The sequence below is a fragment of the Kurthia sp. YJT4 genome, from assembly GCF_030219945.1.
GTDB lineage: Bacteria > Bacillota > Bacilli > Bacillales_A > Planococcaceae > Kurthia > Kurthia gibsonii.
Genome location: NZ_CP126689.1, coordinates 15,001 through 32,500 on the forward strand (window position 1 = coordinate 15,001; position 17,500 = coordinate 32,500).

A 17,500-nucleotide genomic window follows, 5' to 3' on the forward strand; every position below is an offset into this window, starting at 1 on the left:
GAGATTTCCCATTACGCAAGTAAGTAAGATCCCTTGAAGACGACAAGGTAGATAGGTTCGAGGTGGAAGTATGGTGACATATGGAGCTGACGAATACTAATCGATCGAGGACTTAACCAAAACAATTGTGTGTTTCAATGAACCGTTTATCCAGTTTTGAAAGAACAATCTTTCATCGTGTAGTGACGATGGCAAAGAGGTCACACCCGTTCCCATGCCGAACACGGAAGTTAAGCTCTTTAGCGCCGATGGTAGTTGGGGGTTTCCCCCTGTGAGAGTAGGACGTTGCTATGCAAATTAAGGTAATCACTCTTCTGAGTGGTTACTTTTTTTATGTTTCAAAAGGAGGAAACCCTTGAAAAGATTCAAGGAGGATTGCCAAAGAGCGCGACGTCCAGATCGCCAAAAACGCGACGTCCTGTCGCAAAGGCGATTCATCTACATCCATGTACAAGGTAAAGGCAATCCGCATCGCATCCAGCAATATATTCATGTAATTGATATATTAAGCGTAGTATAAAGTGTATTTTATATTATAAATTTTTTACTAGCGTTTTTTTGTGAAATGTTTTATGATGTAAAAAGTGTGTTTTTATGATTTTTTCTATGAGAATGTTCGGAAATAGAATAAAATACGATAAAATTTTAATGATTTAAATATATACATATAATTATACAATTTAGACATAAACATATTTTCTCTTAAATAAAGCGTTATCATTGTTGTGATATGAATAATAGGAATACTTTGAATACTCTTTTATTTCTTGTGTTCTTGACATGTATGATGGACGTTGTTAATCTTACTATTAATATAATTTTTAATAGGAGGAATTACAGCATATGTGGGAAACAAAATTTGCCAAAGAAGGTTTAACATTTGATGACGTACTTTTAGTACCAGCACATTCTGAAGTATTACCAAAGGAAGTAAATTTATCGGTTCAATTAACACCGAAAATTAAACTTAATATTCCAATGATTAGTGCTGGGATGGATACAGTAACTGAGGCGTCTATGGCGATTGCAATGGCACGTCAAGGTGGTCTGGGTATTATCCATAAAAATATGTCAATTGAAGAACAAGCGGATAACGTAGAGAAGGTAAAGCGTTCTGAAAATGGCGTTATTACAAATCCGTTCTTTTTAACACCAACACATCAAGTATTTGATGCAGAGCACTTAATGGGCAAATACCGCATTTCTGGCGTTCCAATCGTAAATAATGAAACAGAATTAAAATTAGTTGGTATTATTACAAACCGAGATCTTCGCTTTGTTCAAGATTACTCATTACTAATTGATGATGTTATGACAAAAGAAGATTTAATTACAGCACCTGTTGGTACAACTTTAGATGAAGCTGAAAAAATGCTACAACAATTTAAAATTGAAAAATTACCGATTGTTGATGACGAAGGTGCTTTAAAAGGTCTTATTACAATTAAAGATATTGAAAAAGTAATGGAATATCCAAATGCTGCAAAAGATGAGCATGGTCGTCTTTTAGTCGGTGCAGCTGTTGGTATTACAAAAGATACAATGGTTCGTATTGAAAAGCTTGTAAATGCACAGGTAGACGTAGTTGTAATTGATACAGCACATGGTCATTCGCAAGGCGTGTTAAACACTGTAAAAGACATTCGTGCAAAATATCCAGAACTAGCTATCGTAGCTGGTAACGTTGCAACAGGTGAAGGTGCAGAGGCATTATTCGAAGCTGGCGCAGATGTAGTAAAAGTAGGTATTGGACCTGGTTCTATTTGTACAACACGTGTTGTAGCAGGTGTTGGTGTACCACAAATTACAGCAATTTATGATTGTGCTACTGTTGCTCGTAAAATGGGTAAAACAATTATCGCAGATGGTGGTATCAAGTATTCTGGTGATATCGTAAAAGCTTTAGCTGCTGGTGGACATGTTGTAATGTTAGGTTCATTATTAGCTGGAACTTCTGAATCTCCTGGAGATACTGAAATCTTCCAAGGTCGTCGCTTTAAAGTATATCGTGGTATGGGTTCTGTATCAGCAATGGAAAATGGCTCGAAAGATCGTTACTTCCAAGATGATGCGAAAAAATTAGTTCCAGAAGGTATTGAAGGTCGTCTTCCTTATAAAGGTGCACTAGCTGATACAATTCATCAGTTAGTTGGTGGTGTTCGTGCAGGTATGGGTTACTGTGGAACAAAAGATTTACAAGATCTTCGTGAAAACGCACAATTTGTACGTATGACTGGAGCTGGCTTACGTGAAAGTCATCCACATGATGTACAAATTACAAAAGAAGCACCGAACTATTCATTACAATAAAACGTCTAAATTAACACTAAACAGTCACTCGCACTGTTTAGTGTTTTTTATATGTCTTTTTGATAACAAAGCTTTTAAAAGAGATATTATATGTTAAAATTAGCGAGAAACATCATACATATTTTGGAGGTAGAAGGGTGAAGAATTTACAGAAAAATACGATTATGCAACTAACATTATCTGTCGTAATGTTTGTAAGCATGATTCTGCTAGCAATCCCACACCAAGCAAAAGCAGCAGAAAATCTTGGTATCCATGCAAAAGCTGCTATCTTAATTGATGCAGATACGGGTAAAATACTATACGAAAAAAATGCAGGAAAATCGTTAGGTATTGCAAGTATGTCAAAAATGATGACAGAGTACATTTTATTAGACCAAGTGAAAGCTGGTAAAATTAAATGGGATCAAAAGTACAAAGTTTCAGATTATGCCTATAAAATTTCACAGGATCGTGCACTAAGTAACGTTCCATTACGTGCTGATGGTGAATATACAATTCGTGAATTATATGATGCAATGGCAATTTATTCAGCAAATGCAGCAACAATTGCGATTGCAGAAACAATTGCAGGTTCTGAAACAGAATTCTTAAAATTAATGAACAAAAAAGCAAAAGAATTAGGATTAACAAACTATGAATTCTTTAATTCATCTGGTTTAAATAATGCACAATTACAAGGTATGCAACCAGCTGGTACACCAAATAAAGGTGAAAATAAAATGTCAGCACGTTCAGTTGCATTGCTTGCATATCGTTTATTAAAAGACCATCCAGAAGTGTTAGAAACATCAAGTATTCCTTCAAAAGTATTCCGTAAAGGTACAGATGATGCGATTAAGATGGACAACTGGAACTTTATGTTAAAAGGTTTAGTATTTGAATATGAAGGCGTAGATGGTCTGAAAACAGGTACAACAGATTATGCTGGACAATGCTTCACTGGTACAGCTAAACGCGGTAATACACGTCTTATTTCAGTTGTAATGGATGCAACTGATGCAGATGGTAATAACGAAAATAAAAAAGCACGTTTTGATGCAACAAAGGCATTATTTGATTATGGATTCAACCAATTCTCAACAGAAAAAATCGTTTCAAAAGGTCAAACTTTTAAAGGGAACGAAACAGTAGCAGTTGAAAATGGTAAAGAAAAACAAGTAAAAGTAGCAGCAAAAGAAGAATTATCAATGATGGTTAAAACAAATGATGCAAAAGAATATACTGCAAATGTTGTTTTAGATAAAAAATCATTAAATGCACCTGTTAAAAAAGGTGAAGTGGTTGGACACATTGAAGTGAAAAATAAAGCTGGAAAAGATTATGGCTTTATTGATCCGAAAATTAAAGCTTTAGAGGTTGTTACAACAGAAGCTGTAGAAGAAAAAGGCTGGTTTACAAAAGTATTTAGTGCAATTGGTGATTTCTTCTCAAATTTATGGAATAAAGTGTTCTAATAAAATAAACAAAAAAGAATCGTGCCATGGCACGATTCTTTTTTGTTTATGCTTGGAAACCCCAAATATGCATTAATAAGTGAATAGATTCTTCAATTTCTTCTTCAGGAATCCCACCAAATCCAAGTAACAAACGATTTTTGTAAGTCGGATGTTCTTTCAATAAATATTGTTGAATAGAAGCAATTCGTATACCTTGTTCTAATGCAATTTTGCTAAGAGCAGTTGCATCTTTTTCATGTGAAACATGCACCATAATATGCATGCCTGCTTGTTCGCCTGATATTTTAATTTGTGGCGCATAAGCTTTTAATGTGTGCGTAATTTTTTCGAGTTTTTTTCTATAAATTTTACGCATTCGATTCAGATGTTTTGAGAAATGACCTTCATGCATAAATTGTGCCAAAGTATATTGGTCAATTCGAGGTACTGTGCACGTATAGTAGCTTTCTCGTGCTTTATAGTCAGCTAGTAATGTTTTCGGTAAAACGAAATAAGCAATCCGTAAAGATGGCATTAATGATTTGGAGAATGTACTCATATAAATTACTTTATCATCATGATCTAGACCTTGTAATGCTGCAATCGGTTTACCAGTATAACGAAATTCACTATCATAGTCATCTTCAATAATATAGTGATGAGGTGATTTCATTGCCCAATTTAATAATTGAACACGTCTGTTAGCCGATAGAATAGCACCTGTCGGGAACTGATGAGAAGGTGTAACATAAGCAATTGTAGCTTCAGATTGTTCAAGTTCTTGGACATCCATACCATCTTCATCAACAGCAATTGGTGTTGTTGGCTGATTGTATTGTGTGAAAATGTGGTGTGTCATCGTGTAACCAGGGTTTTCAACTGCATAGTGATGTTGATTTCCAAGTAAAGAAACAATCATTGGTAATAATTGTTCTGTACCAGAGCCAATTACAATTTGTTCTGGCTGACATCGTACGCCACGTGATTGGTATAAATATGCCGCAATTTCTTTTCGTAAATCGTACTCTCCTTGTGCATCCCCCATTAATAATAGGTGAGCATGTTCCTCATCAATCGCATCTTTCATATATTTACGCCAAATTTTAAACGGAAACGACTGTAAATCAATTTGACCAGGATTAAAATCAATTTTCACTTCAATTTCTGGTGCATTTAATAATTTTTGAGTTTGCTCTTTATCAATATAAGCAAGTGTTTCAATGTCTTCTACAAAATAACCAACGCGTGATTTTGATAAAACATAGCCTTCAGCTAATAATTGACCATAAGCTAATTCAATTGTAGTTTGGCTAATATTTAAAAATTCAGCTAATTTTCTTTTCGAAGGTAGCTTCTCATTTGTTGCAATTTCACCGTTTACAATACTCTCTTTAATTCCTCTGTAAAGCTGTTCATATAGCGGTTCTGATGATGTCTTATCTAATTGAAACATGAGCATATCCATTGTCTTCACCCTAACTGACCTTATTAAATATATTAAAACTGAATCTTTTAAAAAGGTCAATATAAATTATTATGGGATATATAGAAAATAAAGGGAGGAATTATTCATGGTTCAATTAGGTACAGATTTAGTTAAAAGAGGTATGGCTCAAATGCAAAAAGGCGGCGTTATTATGGATGTTATTAACGCTGAGCAAGCAAAAATCGCAGAAGCTTCTGGTGCAGTAGCAGTTATGGCGCTAGAAATGGTTCCATCTGATATTCGTAAAGCAGGTGGCGTTGCACGTATGGCAGATCCACGCGTTGTTGAAGAAGTAATGAATGCAGTATCGATTCCAGTTATGGCAAAAGGTCGTATTGGTCATATCGTAGAAGCACGTATTTTAGAGTCAATGGGTGTGGATTACATTGACGAGAGTGAAGTATTAACACCAGCAGATGAAGAATATCATTTATTAAAAAATGAATTCAGTGTACCATTCGTATGTGGTTGTCGTGATTTAGGTGAAGCTGCTCGTCGTATTGGTGAAGGTGCTTCAATGCTTCGTACAAAAGGTGAGCCGGGAACAGGGAACATCGTAGAAGCAGTTCGTCATATGCGTAAAGTGAATGCGCAAGTAAAACAAATCGCAAATATGAGTCCAGATGAAATTATGACGGCAGCTAAAGAACTTGGCGCACCGTATGAAGTTTTATTAGAAATTCACCGCTTAAAACGTTTACCAGTAGTAAACTTTGCAGCAGGTGGTATCGCAACACCAGCAGACGCAGCATTAATGATGGAGTTAGGTGCGGATGGTGTATTCGTAGGTTCTGGTATCTTCAAATCTGAATCACCAGAAAAATTCGCAAATGCTATCGTTCAAGCAACAACACATTACCAAGATTATGAATTAATTGCGCGTGTATCAAAAGAAATTGGTACGCCAATGAAAGGTCTTGAAATTGCCTCTTTAGCTCCTGAAGCACGTATGCAGAATCGAGGTTGGTAATATGAAGATTGGTGTTCTAGCTTTACAAGGTGCTGTCGAAGAGCATATTCATGCGATTGAAGGTATTGGTGCTGAGGGAATCGCAATTAAAAACGCAGAACAATTAAATGAGATAGACGGCTTAATTTTACCGGGCGGTGAAAGTACAGCTATGCGTAAACTCATTGACTATCATGAGATGATGCCGGCTTTAAAAGATTTCAAAAAGCCAATTCTTGGAACATGTGCAGGGTTAATTCTTTTGGCAGACTGCGTTGAAGGTTCTGAAGCACATATTGGTGGTATGAATATTTGGGTGCGTCGTAATTCATTTGGGCGACAAATTGATTCGTTCTCTACAGAATTAACAGTTCAAGGTTTAGACACACCATATGAAGCTGTTTTCATTCGTGCACCGCATATAGATCGTGTTGGTGAAGGTGTAGAAGTGCTTGCAACGTATGGTGATAAGATTGTACTTGTACAACAAGGAAATAAAATTGGATGCGCATTTCATCCTGAATTAACAGACGATTTACGCATTATGGAACTATTAAAAGAACAGATTCAGCAGAGTAAACTTGCACAACCTTCAAATGTATTGTAAAGTATGGTTAAATTAATATTTATTACGATGATAGGAAGTAGTAGCGAGTTTATTCTTTTTAAGAGAGTCAACGGTTGGTGAGAGTTGATAAAGAACCTTGTGAATCCGTCCTGGAGTTGCTCGGCTGAAATCATAGTAGGCTGTAGCCGGCTTTACATAGCCGTTATAAATTGAAGCGGATTAAGCAATTTTGTGCTTAATCAATTAGGGTGGCAACGCGGGTATGCTCTCGTCCCTTCACTATGGGGATGAGGGCTTTTTTGTGCCTTTTCCTAGAATTTATAAAGATTGCAAGTGCTATGGGCTTCATCTACATCGAATAAGGAATGGAGGAATATACATGTTAGATATTAAACGTGTACGTGCAAATTATGCTGAAATTAAAGAAAAGTTAGCGCATCGTAATGAGGATTTAGGGACATTCGATCACTTTGAAGAGTGGGATCAACAACGTCGTGAATTAATCGCAAAAACAGAAGTTCTAAAAGCAGAACGTAATAAAGCTTCTGAAGCGATTGCTCAAAAGAAACGCAATAAAGAAAATGCAGATGATGCAATTCTTCAAATGCGTGAACTTGGTGATCAAATTAAAGAATTAGACGCACAATTAAATGAGGTTGAAGAGAAATTCCATCATATGATGATGCGTTTACCAAACATCCCACATGAGTCTGTGCCTGTAGGCGAAGATGAGGACGCGAACCAAGAAGTATATACTTGGGGGGAAGTACCAACATTCGATTTTGAACCTCAACCACACTGGGACTTAGGTACAAACTTAAATATCATTGATTTCGAACGTGCTGGTAAAGTAACAGGTAGTCGTTTTGTATTTTATCGTGGAGCAGGTGCTCGTTTAGAACGTGCATTAATTAACTTCATGATGGATTATCATGCAGACAAACATGGTTATGAAGAAATGTTACCACCTTACATGGTAAACCGTACAAGCTTAACAGGTACAGGTCAATTGCCGAAATTTGAAGAAGATGCTTTCTTAATTGAAAAAGAAGATTACTTCTTAATTCCAACTGCTGAAGTACCTGTAACAAACTTCTTCCGTGATGAAATTTTAACTGCTGAAGACTTACCAAAAGGTTTTAATGCATATAGCGCAAACTTCCGTTCAGAAGCAGGTTCAGCTGGTCGCGATACACGTGGCTTAATTCGTCAACACCAATTCAACAAAGTTGAATTAGTACGTTTTGTAAAACCAGAAGAATCTTATGAACAACTTGAATTACTAACAGGTCATGCTGAAGCAATTCTACAAGCTTTACAATTACCATACCGTAAATTATTAATGTGCACAGGTGACTTAGGTTTCACTGCTGCTAAAAAATATGATTTAGAAGTATGGATCCCAACACAAAATATTTATCGTGAAATTTCTTCTTGTTCAAACTTCGAAGATTTCCAAGCGCGTCGTGCCAATATCCGTTTCCGTCGTGAAAAAGGTGCAAAACCAGAATATGTACACACATTAAATGGTTCAGGTCTTGCAATTGGTCGTACAGTAGCGGCGATTTTAGAAAACTACCAACAAGCTGATGGTTCTGTCGTAGTACCAGAAGTTTTACGTCCTTACATGGGTGGATTAGAAGTTATTTCTAACTAATATAAAAGACAACATCGCATTAATTTGTGATGTTGTCTTTTTTTGCTTTTTTCTCTGCTTTTTTGCGTGCACGTAATTCTTTAAAGAAGGTCGTTAAAATACTACCGCATTCGTCAGCTAAAACACCTTCTGTAACTTCACATACATGGTTCATACGTGAATCTGTTAATAATGAATGTAATGAATGAACACAGCCTGCCTTTAGATCACGAGCCCCATATACCACACGTGGAATTCTCGATTGTAGAATTGCTCCAGCGCACATAGGACAAGGCTCTAATGTTACATAAAGTGTTGTATTTTCTAATCGCCAACTCTCTAGTTTTGCACATGCTTGTTGAATCGCCATTAGTTCTGCATGTGTGACAGCATTTTGTGTGGTTTCGCGTAGATTATAAGCAGAAGAAATCACTTCACCTTCATGTACGATGATTGCACCAATAGGAACCTCGCCTAAATTACGTGCTTTTTCAGCTTCTTTTAAAGCCAGTTCCATATATTGTTGATCTGTTAATTCCATATGTCACGCTCCTTGTAGCGTTATTCTAGCACGATTGTGTCAATAAAGCGAAAGGGTGTTTCTTCATGAATCTGTATGATAAAATATAAGGCACTGATGAAAAAATGAAGGGAGAACTTCCGATGCCTGTACCGTTTATCGCTGTAGAAGGTCCGATTGGTGTTGGAAAGACATCACTCTCAAATCGAATTGCTGAACATTTTGGCTATGATTTATTAAAAGAGATTGTGGATGAAAACCCATTTTTAAATAAATTCTATGAAGATATTGATGAGTGGAGCTTTCAAACAGAGATGTTTTTCTTATGTAATCGTTATAAGCAATTAAAAGACATTAAGAAAAATTCAATTAATGCGAAAAAAGAAGTTGTAGCAGACTATCATGTATTTAAAAATTTAATTTTTGCACAAAGAACGCTACAACCTTCTGAATATAAAAAGTACGAACAAATTTATGAGATTTTAATCGAAGATATGGTGACACCGAATATCGTCATCTATTTAGATGCGACAGTTGATACATTAATGAAGCGTATTGCAATGCGTGGGCGAGAATTTGAACATATGATTAAACGTGACTATATGGAGCAGTTAGTAGCAGATTATCATGTATTTATTGATCGTTTTGAACAAGAGAATCCACAGATTCCTGTGCTACGTATTAATGGTGACGCCTATGATTTTGTGAACAATGAATATGATTTACAAAAAATTCTTCAACAAGTAGAAGAATTATTAAGTAAGAGGAGCTTAAAGCAATGAATTTAAGAGAAAAATATAATATTCCATCGAATGCTGTTATTACAATTGCAGGAACAGTTGGTGTAGGGAAGTCGACAATGACGAATGCTTTAGCTGAAGCATTAAATTTCCGTACATCTTTTGAAAAAGTAGATACAAACCCATACTTAGATAAGTTTTATGATGACTTTGAGAAGTGGAGCTTCCATTTACAAATCTATTTCTTAGCAGAGCGTTTCAAAGAGCAAAAACGTATTTTTGAATATGGAGGTGGTTTTATTCAAGACCGTTCCATTTATGAAGATACAGGTATTTTTGCGAAGATGCATTATGATAAGGGAACGATGACACCAACAGATTATGAAACATACACGAATCTTTTTGATGCGATGGTGATGACACCTTACTTTCCACATCCAGATTTATTGATTTACATTGAAGGACCTGTAGAGGATATTATCGGTCGTATCGCAGAGCGTGGTCGTCCGATGGAGCAACAAACAGATCGTGCTTATTGGTTAGAGATGCATGAACGCTATGAAAGATGGATTGATAGTTTTAATGCTTGTCCTGTACTTCGATTGAATATTAATGATTATGATTTAATGAAAGACCCAGATACTGTGGAACACATTGTGGCTCGTATTGCCCATTTTTTAGAGCAGACATCACATTTACGTAAATAAAAGAGAGGAATCACATCGACGTGATTCCTCTCTTTTTCTATGAAGCTTTTTTTAATCGATATTTTAACTGATTTAGTTGGAAGAATAAGAAACAACCGATACAGAATCCAAGAATCGCAATAGAAGATGCAAGTGCAACCATGATTGTGAATGTATAACCAAGAACAGGAAGATTATATATAAAGCCGATGAAACCTATTAATAAACAAAAGATGGCAATACTTGAGTTGAATTTTTGTTGTGTCACATCTTCTGGAATGTATGAAGATGGTTCTTTCTTTAAGAAAAGACGAGCGAACTTCATAATCGGGTTTAAATTGAAAAATAGTCCAAGTACATTTGCAACTAGTGGTATAAGTAGTAATAATGGCTGTTGAAAAATCCAAGTAGCGACTGTGAATAATAAGATTGTCCATTGATTCACGCGCACAAGAGGTCTAGGGATAAATAAAGGCTTTTGCATATAACCAACCTTTCAGATAAGAATTATTTTATTTATCATAAAGGATTGAAAGACAAAAGAAAAGAAAAAATACTTAAAAAAAGCAAAAAAAAATCCGTTACATCTGTATGTAACGAAAATTAAATGGAGGAGGTAGAGGGATTCGAACCCCCGCGCGGTTTGACCCGCCTGTCGGTTTTCAAGACCGATCCCTTCAGCCAGACTTGGGTATACCTCCGAGATATAAAGTTGTTTTATCAACGTAGATTAATTTAACACGAAATAACATTACGGTCAACCATTTTCCTTAAAAAACTTTTTTACGAAAAAAATCTTATTGTAGAATAAAATTTTCGATAGCTATTAGTTGCAATTTAATTCTAGAATGAGTAAAATATGAATTACCGTGCTAGGTGGGAAGGTAGCGGTGTCCTGTAACTCGCAATCCGCTTTAGCGAGACTGAATTCCCTTAGGAGGCTGTTCGCATGTTTGGTCTGCCTCTTGCACGTAGCGTTGACGATTGGGTCCTGCGCAATGAGTTCCCATGAACCATGTCAGGTCCGAGAGGAAGCAGCATTAAGTGGATCAACTTATGTGCCGCGGGGTAGCCTAATCTGAGCTGGCGACAAGAGTAACGCTTATGTGTGACTGTCGATTAAGGGTGCATGGTATTAACCATAACACTTCAAACTCACTCGAAAATATTTCGAGTGAGTTTTTTCATTGTCAAAACGCGTATATGTTATAATCATAAGTAACGAGAATTATAAAAAAGGAGAGCGGTATCGTTGACATATCAGGCATTTTATCGAGTATATCGTCCCCAGTCATTTCGAGACATGTCTGGACAAACCCATGTAAAAAAGACATTACAAAATGCGCTTCAATCTGATCACACAACACATGCCTATTTGTTCTCTGGGCCACGAGGTACAGGTAAAACAAGTACAGCGAAAATTTTCGCTAAAGCATTGAATTGTGAACGAGCACCGATTGCAGAACCTTGTAATGAATGTGCTACTTGTAAAAGTATCACAGAAAATGCGCACCCCGATGTAATTGAATTTGATGCAGCATCGAATTCACGTGTGGAAGAAATTCGTGAGATTATTGAAAAAGTACGTTTTGCGCCAGCAAGTGCAAGATTTAAAGTATATATTATTGATGAGGTGCACATGTTATCTACAAGTGCCTTCAATGCATTGTTAAAAACATTAGAAGAACCTCCTGCACATGCAAAATTCATTTTAGCTACAACTGAACCACATAAAATACCAGCTACAATCATTTCTCGCTGTCAAAGATTCGATTTTAAAAGACTTTCTTCTATAGATATTGTAGAGCGAATGAAAGTAGTATTAGAAGATATTGAGCGCCCATATGACGAAAAGGCTTTAAAAGTGATTTCACAAGCTTCTGCGGGTGGTATGCGTGATGCATTAAGTATGTTAGATCAGGTTGTATCATTTAGTGAAAATGAAGTGAAGCTTGAAGATGCACTGTTTGTTACAGGTTCAATTAGCCAAGATATTTTTTATCGTTTAGTTGAACACATTCAACAAAAAAATGTAGCGAGTGTTTTAGGATTATTAGAAGAGTTAATGAATGAGGGGAAAGACGCAGTTCGCTTATCAGAAGATCTCATTACCTTCTTTAGAGATTTACTTCTTATTCAAACTGCTCCTGATTTAGGTGATTTATTAGAACTTGCTTCAGATGAAGAAAAGTTTGTTCAATTAGCGAATGATTTTTCTTTAGATACCCTCTATCAATACATTGATATTTTATCGAAAACACAACAAGAAATGCGTTTTTCATTACATTCAAAAGTATATTTAGAAACAGCGTTATTAAAGATGGTTCAAACAAGTCAACCAGCGCAAGTGATGAATAATCATTCTGAACAGTCAAGTACAGTTCATTCACAAGGATTAGAAGCGAAAGTTGCTCAATTAGAAAGTTTAGTACAACAAATGCAGTCAATGGGTGGTCCTGTTGCTGTTACAGAATCACAAACAACTTCACAGCGACCACGACAAAAACCGCAAGCTGGTTTTAAAGTACCAACAGGTCGTGTAAACGAGGTACTAAAAATCGCAACGAAACCTGCTATTCAACAGATTAAAAGTATTTGGATGGATGCAGTCAACCAATTAACGAAGTCACAACAAGCATTATTAGCAGATTCAGAGCCAGTAGCGGCATCAGAAGGTGTTTTTGTGTTAAAATTCAAACATGAAATACTTTGCCGAATGGCTGCTGAAAATAAAGAGTTGGCTGAGCAGTTCAAACATGTTTTAGCAGGCTTAACGAATACGTTTTATGAGATTGTATTTGTACCAGAGGATGATTGGAATCGAATTCGAGCAGAATTTATTCGTAAACATAAAGAGGGTACACAATCTGTATCTGAAAATGTAAATGTCGCTGGTAATGAGCCGGAAGAGCCTGTACAATCATTCTTAGATATTGAACAGCATGAAGAAGAAGTGGATGATACAGTTGTATCAGAAGCTCAAAAACTGTTTGGTAAAGATTTTATTGAAATTGAAGAATAACTAAATTTTAATTTATAAGGAGGCATTTTAAAATGCGCGGAATGGGTAACATGAATAACATGATGAAACAAATGCAAAAAATGCAAAAGAAAATGGTAGAGGCACAAGCAGCATTAGAAGCAGAAGTATTTGAAGGTACTGCAAGTAACGGTCTAGTAAAAGTCGTTATGACAGGTAAAAAAGAAGTAACAGATGTTGTAATTGATCCAGAAATCGTAGATCCAGAAGATGTTGAATTATTACAAGATATGATTATCATTGCGACAAATGAAGCAATTAAACAAGTAGATGAAAAAACAAGTTCTACAATGGGACAATTCACACAAGGATTAAATATTCCAGGATTCTAGGAGGTCGTTCGGATGCATTATCCAGAACCGATATCCAAACTAATCGATAGTTTCATGAAATTGCCAGGCATTGGCCCGAAAACAGCCTCTCGTCTGGCTTTTTTTGTCTTAACGATGGAAGAGGATACCGTATTAACGTTTGCCAAATCTTTAGTAGATGCGAAACGTGATTTAACATATTGTTCAGTATGTGGCCATATTACAGATGTAGATCCATGTCATATCTGCCAAGATCAACAGCGAGATCGTACAATCGTATGCGTTGTGCAAGATCCCAAAGATGTTATTGCAATGGAAAAAATGCGTGATTATAACGGTTTATATCATGTGTTACATGGTGCTATCTCCCCTATGGATGGTATAGGTCCAGAAGATATCAATGTACCAACTTTAATTAAAAGATTACAAAATGCTGAAATTGAAGAATTGATTTTAGCGACGAACCCTACAATTGAAGGTGAAGCTACAGCAATGTATATATCTCGCCTAGTAAAACCTTCTGGTATTAAAACAACGAGAATCGCACATGGATTACCAGTAGGCGGAGATTTAGAATATGCAGATGAAGTTACTTTATCAAAAGCAATAGAAGGTAGAAGAGAACTCTAAGAATTGAGGCGGCGACCATTGTTCTTTAATAAACAAAAATTACGTAAAGAATATGATGAAAATCTTGTTCAGCTAATTAAGCAGACAAAACAAGAACTAGAGAATTTACAACAGATTGAAGATCTTGTAGATGACTTTAACTTGGATACTATGGTTCAAAAGAAAATAGCAGAAAGTAAATACTTCTATTTATTTAAAGAAGCAAGAATACGCCGAGTTCAAATTCGATAGTTATATAGGAAGAAATAAAGTAGTTTAGTAGTTTTTAAGATTAAACTACTTTTTCTTTTGAAAAAGTATTGCTTTATGTAAAAATAGATGTTATTATTTATAAGTCGTTAAGATGACATTGAAGAAATTAAAGAAATAATTGACTCATTCATTTTAATATGCTACAATATTTAAGTCGTATAAATATGACGAAAAAATATTTTAAAAAAGTTGTTGACTTCTAAGAAGTTATCATGATATAATGATTAAGTCGTTAAGATGACGACGAAACAACATGAACCTTGAAAACTAAACAAGCAAGAAGATAATCACAAACAAGTCTTATCACATTAAGTGAATAAGCAATTGTTATCAAAAGATAACGCTAGCAAAGCAAATGAGCTTTCAAACTACTTTTATGGAGAGTTTGATCCTGGCTCAGGACGAACGCTGGCGGCGTGCCTAATACATGCAAGTCGAGCGAATGACGAGAAGCTTGCTTCTCTGATTTAGCGGCGGACGGGTGAGTAACACGTGGGCAACCTGCCCTACAGATCGGGATAACTCAGGGAAACCTGGGCTAATACCGGATAATCCTTCGAATCACATGTTTTGAAGTTGAAAGGCGCTTCGGCGTCACTGTAGGATGGGCCCGCGGTGCATTAGCTAGTTGGTGGGGTAACGGCCTACCAAGGCAACGATGCATAGCCGACCTGAGAGGGTGATCGGCCACATTGGGACTGAGACACGGCCCAAACTCCTACGGGAGGCAGCAGTAGGGAATCTTCCACAATGGACGAAAGTCTGATGGAGCAACGCCGCGTGAGTGATGAAGGTTTTCGGATCGTAAAACTCTGTTGTAAGGGAAGAACAAGTACGTTAGGAAATGAACGTACCTTGACGGTACCTTATTAGAAAGCCACGGCTAACTACGTGCCAGCAGCCGCGGTAATACGTAGGTGGCAAGCGTTGTCCGGATTTATTGGGCGTAAAGCGCGCGCAGGTGGTTTCTTAAGTCTGATGTGAAAGCCCACGGCTCAACCGTGGAGGGTCATTGGAAACTGGGGAACTTGAGTGCAGAAGAGGATAGTGGAATTCCAAGTGTAGCGGTGAAATGCGTAGAGATTTGGAGGAACACCAGTGGCGAAGGCGACTGTCTGGTCTGTAACTGACACTGAGGCGCGAAAGCGTGGGGAGCAAACAGGATTAGATACCCTGGTAGTCCACGCCGTAAACGATGAGTGCTAAGTGTTAGGGGGTTTCCGCCCCTTAGTGCTGCAGCTAACGCATTAAGCACTCCGCCTGGGGAGTACGACCGCAAGGTTGAAACTCAAAGGAATTGACGGGGGCCCGCACAAGCGGTGGAGCATGTGGTTTAATTCGAAGCAACGCGAAGAACCTTACCAGGTCTTGACATCCCAATGACCGTCCTAGAGATAGGATTTTCCCTTCGGGGACATTGGTGACAGGTGGTGCATGGTTGTCGTCAGCTCGTGTCGTGAGATGTTGGGTTAAGTCCCGCAACGAGCGCAACCCTTATTCTTAGTTGCCATCATTTAGTTGGGCACTCTAAGGAGACTGCCGGTGACAAACCGGAGGAAGGTGGGGATGACGTCAAATCATCATGCCCCTTATGACCTGGGCTACACACGTGCTACAATGGACGATACAAAGAGTCGCAAACTCGCGAGGGTAAGCTAATCTCATAAAATCGTTCTCAGTTCGGATTGTAGGCTGCAACTCGCCTGCATGAAGCCGGAATCGCTAGTAATCGCGGATCAGCATGCCGCGGTGAATACGTTCCCGGGCCTTGTACACACCGCCCGTCACACCACGAGAGTTTGTAACACCCGAAGTCGGTGGGGTAACCGTAAGGAGCCAGCCGCCTAAGGTGGGATAGATGATTGGGGTGAAGTCGTAACAAGGTAGCCGTATCGGAAGGTGCGGCTGGATCACCTCCTTTCTAAGGAATATAACGGAAAAGACCTTTGGGTCTTACACAGATTATCTTACTTGCTGTTTAGTTTTGAAGGTTTATGAAACCTTTTAAAATGGGCCTATAGCTCAGCTGGTTAGAGCGCACGCCTGATAAGCGTGAGGTCGATGGTTCGAGTCCATTTAGGCCCACCATTTTAAATCTTATACCCGTAATGGGGCCTTAGCTCAGCTGGGAGAGCGCCTGCCTTGCACGCAGGAGGTCAGCGGTTCGATCCCGCTAGGCTCCACCAAATTGTTCTTTGAAAACTGGATAAAACGACATTGAAAGTAACACAAACACAAATTTCTTTTATAGATTTTGAATTATTAAGTTTTAATTTTTTAGGCTTAATAACTTATGTGAAAATTATTTCAAGATGCAAGTAAGACGCGAAAGCAAACGCAGTGAGAAGCGGAGTGTACATACGTACATGAGCATTCGAACAAGTGTAGCTGACAAAGTATTACGCAGCAGATTGGAATCAATTAGGTTAAGTTATTAAGGGCGCATGGCGGATGCCTTGGCACTAGAAGCCGATGAAGGACGGCACTAACACCGATATGCTTCGGGGAGCTGTAAGTAAGCTTTGATCCGGAGATTTCCGAATGGGGGAACCCACTGTTTTTAATCGAACAGTATCCTAACGTGAATTCATAGCGTTTTGATGGCAGACTCAGGGAACTGAAACATCTAAGTACCTGAAGGAAGAGAAAGAAAATTCGATTCCCTTAGTAGCGGCGAGCGAAACGGGAAGAGCCCAAACCAAGAAGCTTGCTTCTTGGGGTTGTAGGACACTCTACACGGAGTTACAAAGGAATGAGTTAAATGAAGCGGCTTGGAAAGGCCTACCATAGAGGGTAACAGTCCCGTAGTTGAAAGTTCATTCCCTCCAGAGTGGATCCTGAGTACGGCGGAACACGTGAAATTCCGTCGGAATCTGGGAGGACCATCTCCCAAGGCTAAATACTCTCTAGTGACCGATAGTGAACCAGTACCG

Annotated in this window: 14 protein-coding genes, 3 tRNA genes, 4 rRNA genes, 1 other RNA gene and 1 other annotated feature (2 of these 23 running past the window's edge); of the genes, 18 read left to right on the forward strand and 4 right to left on the reverse strand. The window is 37.7% G+C overall.

The features are described from left to right. The 4 genes from QN089_RS00045 to QN089_RS00060 all read left to right on the forward strand — a co-directional run. A 23S ribosomal RNA gene (locus QN089_RS00045) occupies positions 1-120 on the forward strand (it extends 2,809 nt beyond the left edge of the window). 58 nt (positions 121-178) lie between these two features. Further along, positions 179-294 (forward strand): 5S ribosomal RNA (rrf, locus tag QN089_RS00050). Positions 295-843: 549 nt separating this feature from the next. Further along, a complete protein-coding gene (gene guaB, locus QN089_RS00055; RefSeq protein WP_068456845.1) occupies positions 844-2,310 on the forward strand; it encodes an IMP dehydrogenase in 1,467 nt (488 codons plus the stop codon). Between the two features lie 137 nt (positions 2,311-2,447). Beyond that, entirely contained in the window at positions 2,448-3,767 is a 1,320-nt protein-coding gene (locus QN089_RS00060; protein WP_068456843.1) for a serine hydrolase, read from the forward strand. A 46-nt stretch (positions 3,768-3,813) separates the two neighbouring features. Here the strand turns inward: QN089_RS00060 and pdxR are convergent, their stop codons facing one another. After that, a complete protein-coding gene (gene pdxR / locus QN089_RS00065; RefSeq protein ID WP_197409928.1) occupies positions 3,814-5,214 on the reverse strand; it encodes a MocR-like pyridoxine biosynthesis transcription factor PdxR in 1,401 nt (466 codons plus the stop codon). 106 nt (positions 5,215-5,320) lie between these two features. Here pdxR and pdxS point away from each other — a divergent pair, with 106 nt between their 5' ends. From pdxS to serS, 3 genes are all read left to right on the forward strand, one after another. Beyond that, positions 5,321-6,205, forward strand: a complete 885-nt coding sequence (gene pdxS, locus QN089_RS00070) for a pyridoxal 5'-phosphate synthase lyase subunit PdxS (RefSeq protein ID WP_068456838.1) — start codon at positions 5,321-5,323, stop codon at positions 6,203-6,205. Between the two features lies 1 nt (position 6,206). Further along, a complete protein-coding gene (gene pdxT / locus QN089_RS00075) occupies positions 6,207-6,791 on the forward strand; it encodes a pyridoxal 5'-phosphate synthase glutaminase subunit PdxT (RefSeq protein ID WP_068456835.1) in 585 nt (194 codons plus the stop codon). Positions 6,792-6,809: 18 nt separating this feature from the next. Next, positions 6,810-7,031 (forward strand) — a binding site (T-box leader). A gap of 100 nt (positions 7,032-7,131) precedes the next feature. Next, positions 7,132-8,409 (forward strand): serine--tRNA ligase, encoded by a 1,278-nt coding sequence (gene serS / locus QN089_RS00080; RefSeq protein ID WP_068456833.1) that lies wholly within the window; start codon positions 7,132-7,134, stop codon positions 8,407-8,409. A gap of 19 nt (positions 8,410-8,428) precedes the next feature. Here the strand turns inward: serS and tadA are convergent, their stop codons facing one another. Then, complete coding sequence (gene tadA / locus QN089_RS00085; RefSeq protein WP_285215681.1) at positions 8,429-8,929, reverse strand: tRNA adenosine(34) deaminase TadA; 501 nt, start codon at positions 8,927-8,929, stop codon at positions 8,429-8,431. Between the two features lie 122 nt (positions 8,930-9,051). Here tadA and QN089_RS00090 point away from each other — a divergent pair, with 122 nt between their 5' ends. Beyond that, entirely contained in the window at positions 9,052-9,690 is a 639-nt protein-coding gene (locus QN089_RS00090; RefSeq protein ID WP_141274958.1) for a deoxynucleoside kinase, read from the forward strand. Next, positions 9,687-10,355, forward strand: a complete 669-nt coding sequence (locus tag QN089_RS00095) for a deoxynucleoside kinase (protein ID WP_068456826.1) — start codon at positions 9,687-9,689, stop codon at positions 10,353-10,355. Before QN089_RS00090 ends, QN089_RS00095 begins: the two co-directional genes overlap by 4 nt. 37 nt (positions 10,356-10,392) lie before the next feature. On the opposite strand, the gene QN089_RS00100 is transcribed toward QN089_RS00095, so the two are convergent. Both QN089_RS00100 and QN089_RS00105 read right to left on the reverse strand, forming a co-directional pair. After that, on the reverse strand, positions 10,393-10,818 hold the full coding sequence (locus tag QN089_RS00100) for a DUF4395 domain-containing protein (RefSeq protein ID WP_285215682.1): 426 nt from the start codon (positions 10,816-10,818) through the stop codon (positions 10,393-10,395). Positions 10,819-10,942: 124 nt separating this feature from the next. Then, positions 10,943-11,035: transfer RNA gene (locus QN089_RS00105), tRNA-Ser, on the reverse strand. Positions 11,036-11,201: 166 nt separating this feature from the next. Here QN089_RS00105 and ffs point away from each other — a divergent pair. The 9 genes from ffs to QN089_RS00150 form a co-directional block, all read left to right on the forward strand. Further along, positions 11,202-11,467, forward strand: an RNA gene (gene ffs / locus QN089_RS00110) — signal recognition particle sRNA large type. 119 nt (positions 11,468-11,586) lie between these two features. Then, positions 11,587-13,356 carry a DNA polymerase III subunit gamma/tau gene (dnaX, locus tag QN089_RS00115; RefSeq protein WP_285215683.1) on the forward strand — a complete coding sequence of 590 codons (1,770 nt, stop codon included), beginning with the start codon at positions 11,587-11,589 and terminating at the stop codon, positions 13,354-13,356. A 32-nt stretch (positions 13,357-13,388) separates the two neighbouring features. Continuing rightward, positions 13,389-13,706 carry a YbaB/EbfC family nucleoid-associated protein gene (locus QN089_RS00120; RefSeq protein WP_068456819.1) on the forward strand — a complete coding sequence of 106 codons (318 nt, stop codon included), beginning with the start codon at positions 13,389-13,391 and terminating at the stop codon, positions 13,704-13,706. A 12-nt stretch (positions 13,707-13,718) separates the two neighbouring features. Next, positions 13,719-14,315 carry a recombination mediator RecR gene (gene recR / locus QN089_RS00125; RefSeq protein WP_068456815.1) on the forward strand — a complete coding sequence of 199 codons (597 nt, stop codon included), beginning with the start codon at positions 13,719-13,721 and terminating at the stop codon, positions 14,313-14,315. A gap of 18 nt (positions 14,316-14,333) precedes the next feature. Further along, complete coding sequence (locus QN089_RS00130) at positions 14,334-14,546, forward strand: YaaL family protein (protein WP_068456812.1); 213 nt, start codon at positions 14,334-14,336, stop codon at positions 14,544-14,546. A 394-nt stretch (positions 14,547-14,940) separates the two neighbouring features. Then, a 16S ribosomal RNA gene (locus QN089_RS00135) occupies positions 14,941-16,488 on the forward strand. 90 nt (positions 16,489-16,578) lie between these two features. Next, positions 16,579-16,655 (forward strand) — tRNA-Ile (locus QN089_RS00140). A 22-nt stretch (positions 16,656-16,677) separates the two neighbouring features. Continuing rightward, a tRNA-Ala gene (locus QN089_RS00145) sits at positions 16,678-16,753 on the forward strand. 238 nt (positions 16,754-16,991) lie between these two features. Then, positions 16,992-17,500 (forward strand): 23S ribosomal RNA (locus QN089_RS00150) (it continues 2,420 nt past the right edge of the window). Together the 16S and 23S rRNA genes with 2 tRNA genes alongside form the textbook arrangement of a ribosomal RNA operon.

Excerpts from the sequence above, each read along its gene's own strand:
- tadA (WP_285215681.1), bottom strand. The coding sequence starts at position 8,929 with ATGGAATTAACAGATCAACAATATATGGAACTGGCTTTAAAAGAAGCT.
- QN089_RS00120 (WP_068456819.1), top strand. The coding sequence starts at position 13,389 with ATGCGCGGAATGGGTAACATGAATAACATGATGAAACAAATGCAAAAA.
- pdxR (WP_197409928.1), bottom strand. The coding sequence starts at position 5,214 with ATGGATATGCTCATGTTTCAATTAGATAAGACATCATCAGAACCGCTA.
- QN089_RS00100 (WP_285215682.1), bottom strand. The coding sequence starts at position 10,818 with ATGCAAAAGCCTTTATTTATCCCTAGACCTCTTGTGCGCGTGAATCAA.
- QN089_RS00090 (WP_141274958.1), top strand. The coding sequence starts at position 9,052 with ATGCCTGTACCGTTTATCGCTGTAGAAGGTCCGATTGGTGTTGGAAAG.
- guaB (WP_068456845.1), top strand. The coding sequence starts at position 844 with ATGTGGGAAACAAAATTTGCCAAAGAAGGTTTAACATTTGATGACGTA.
- pdxS (WP_068456838.1), top strand. The coding sequence starts at position 5,321 with ATGGTTCAATTAGGTACAGATTTAGTTAAAAGAGGTATGGCTCAAATG.
- QN089_RS00095 (WP_068456826.1), top strand. The coding sequence starts at position 9,687 with ATGAATTTAAGAGAAAAATATAATATTCCATCGAATGCTGTTATTACA.
- serS (WP_068456833.1), top strand. The coding sequence starts at position 7,132 with ATGTTAGATATTAAACGTGTACGTGCAAATTATGCTGAAATTAAAGAA.
- recR (WP_068456815.1), top strand. The coding sequence starts at position 13,719 with ATGCATTATCCAGAACCGATATCCAAACTAATCGATAGTTTCATGAAA.
- pdxT (WP_068456835.1), top strand. The coding sequence starts at position 6,207 with ATGAAGATTGGTGTTCTAGCTTTACAAGGTGCTGTCGAAGAGCATATT.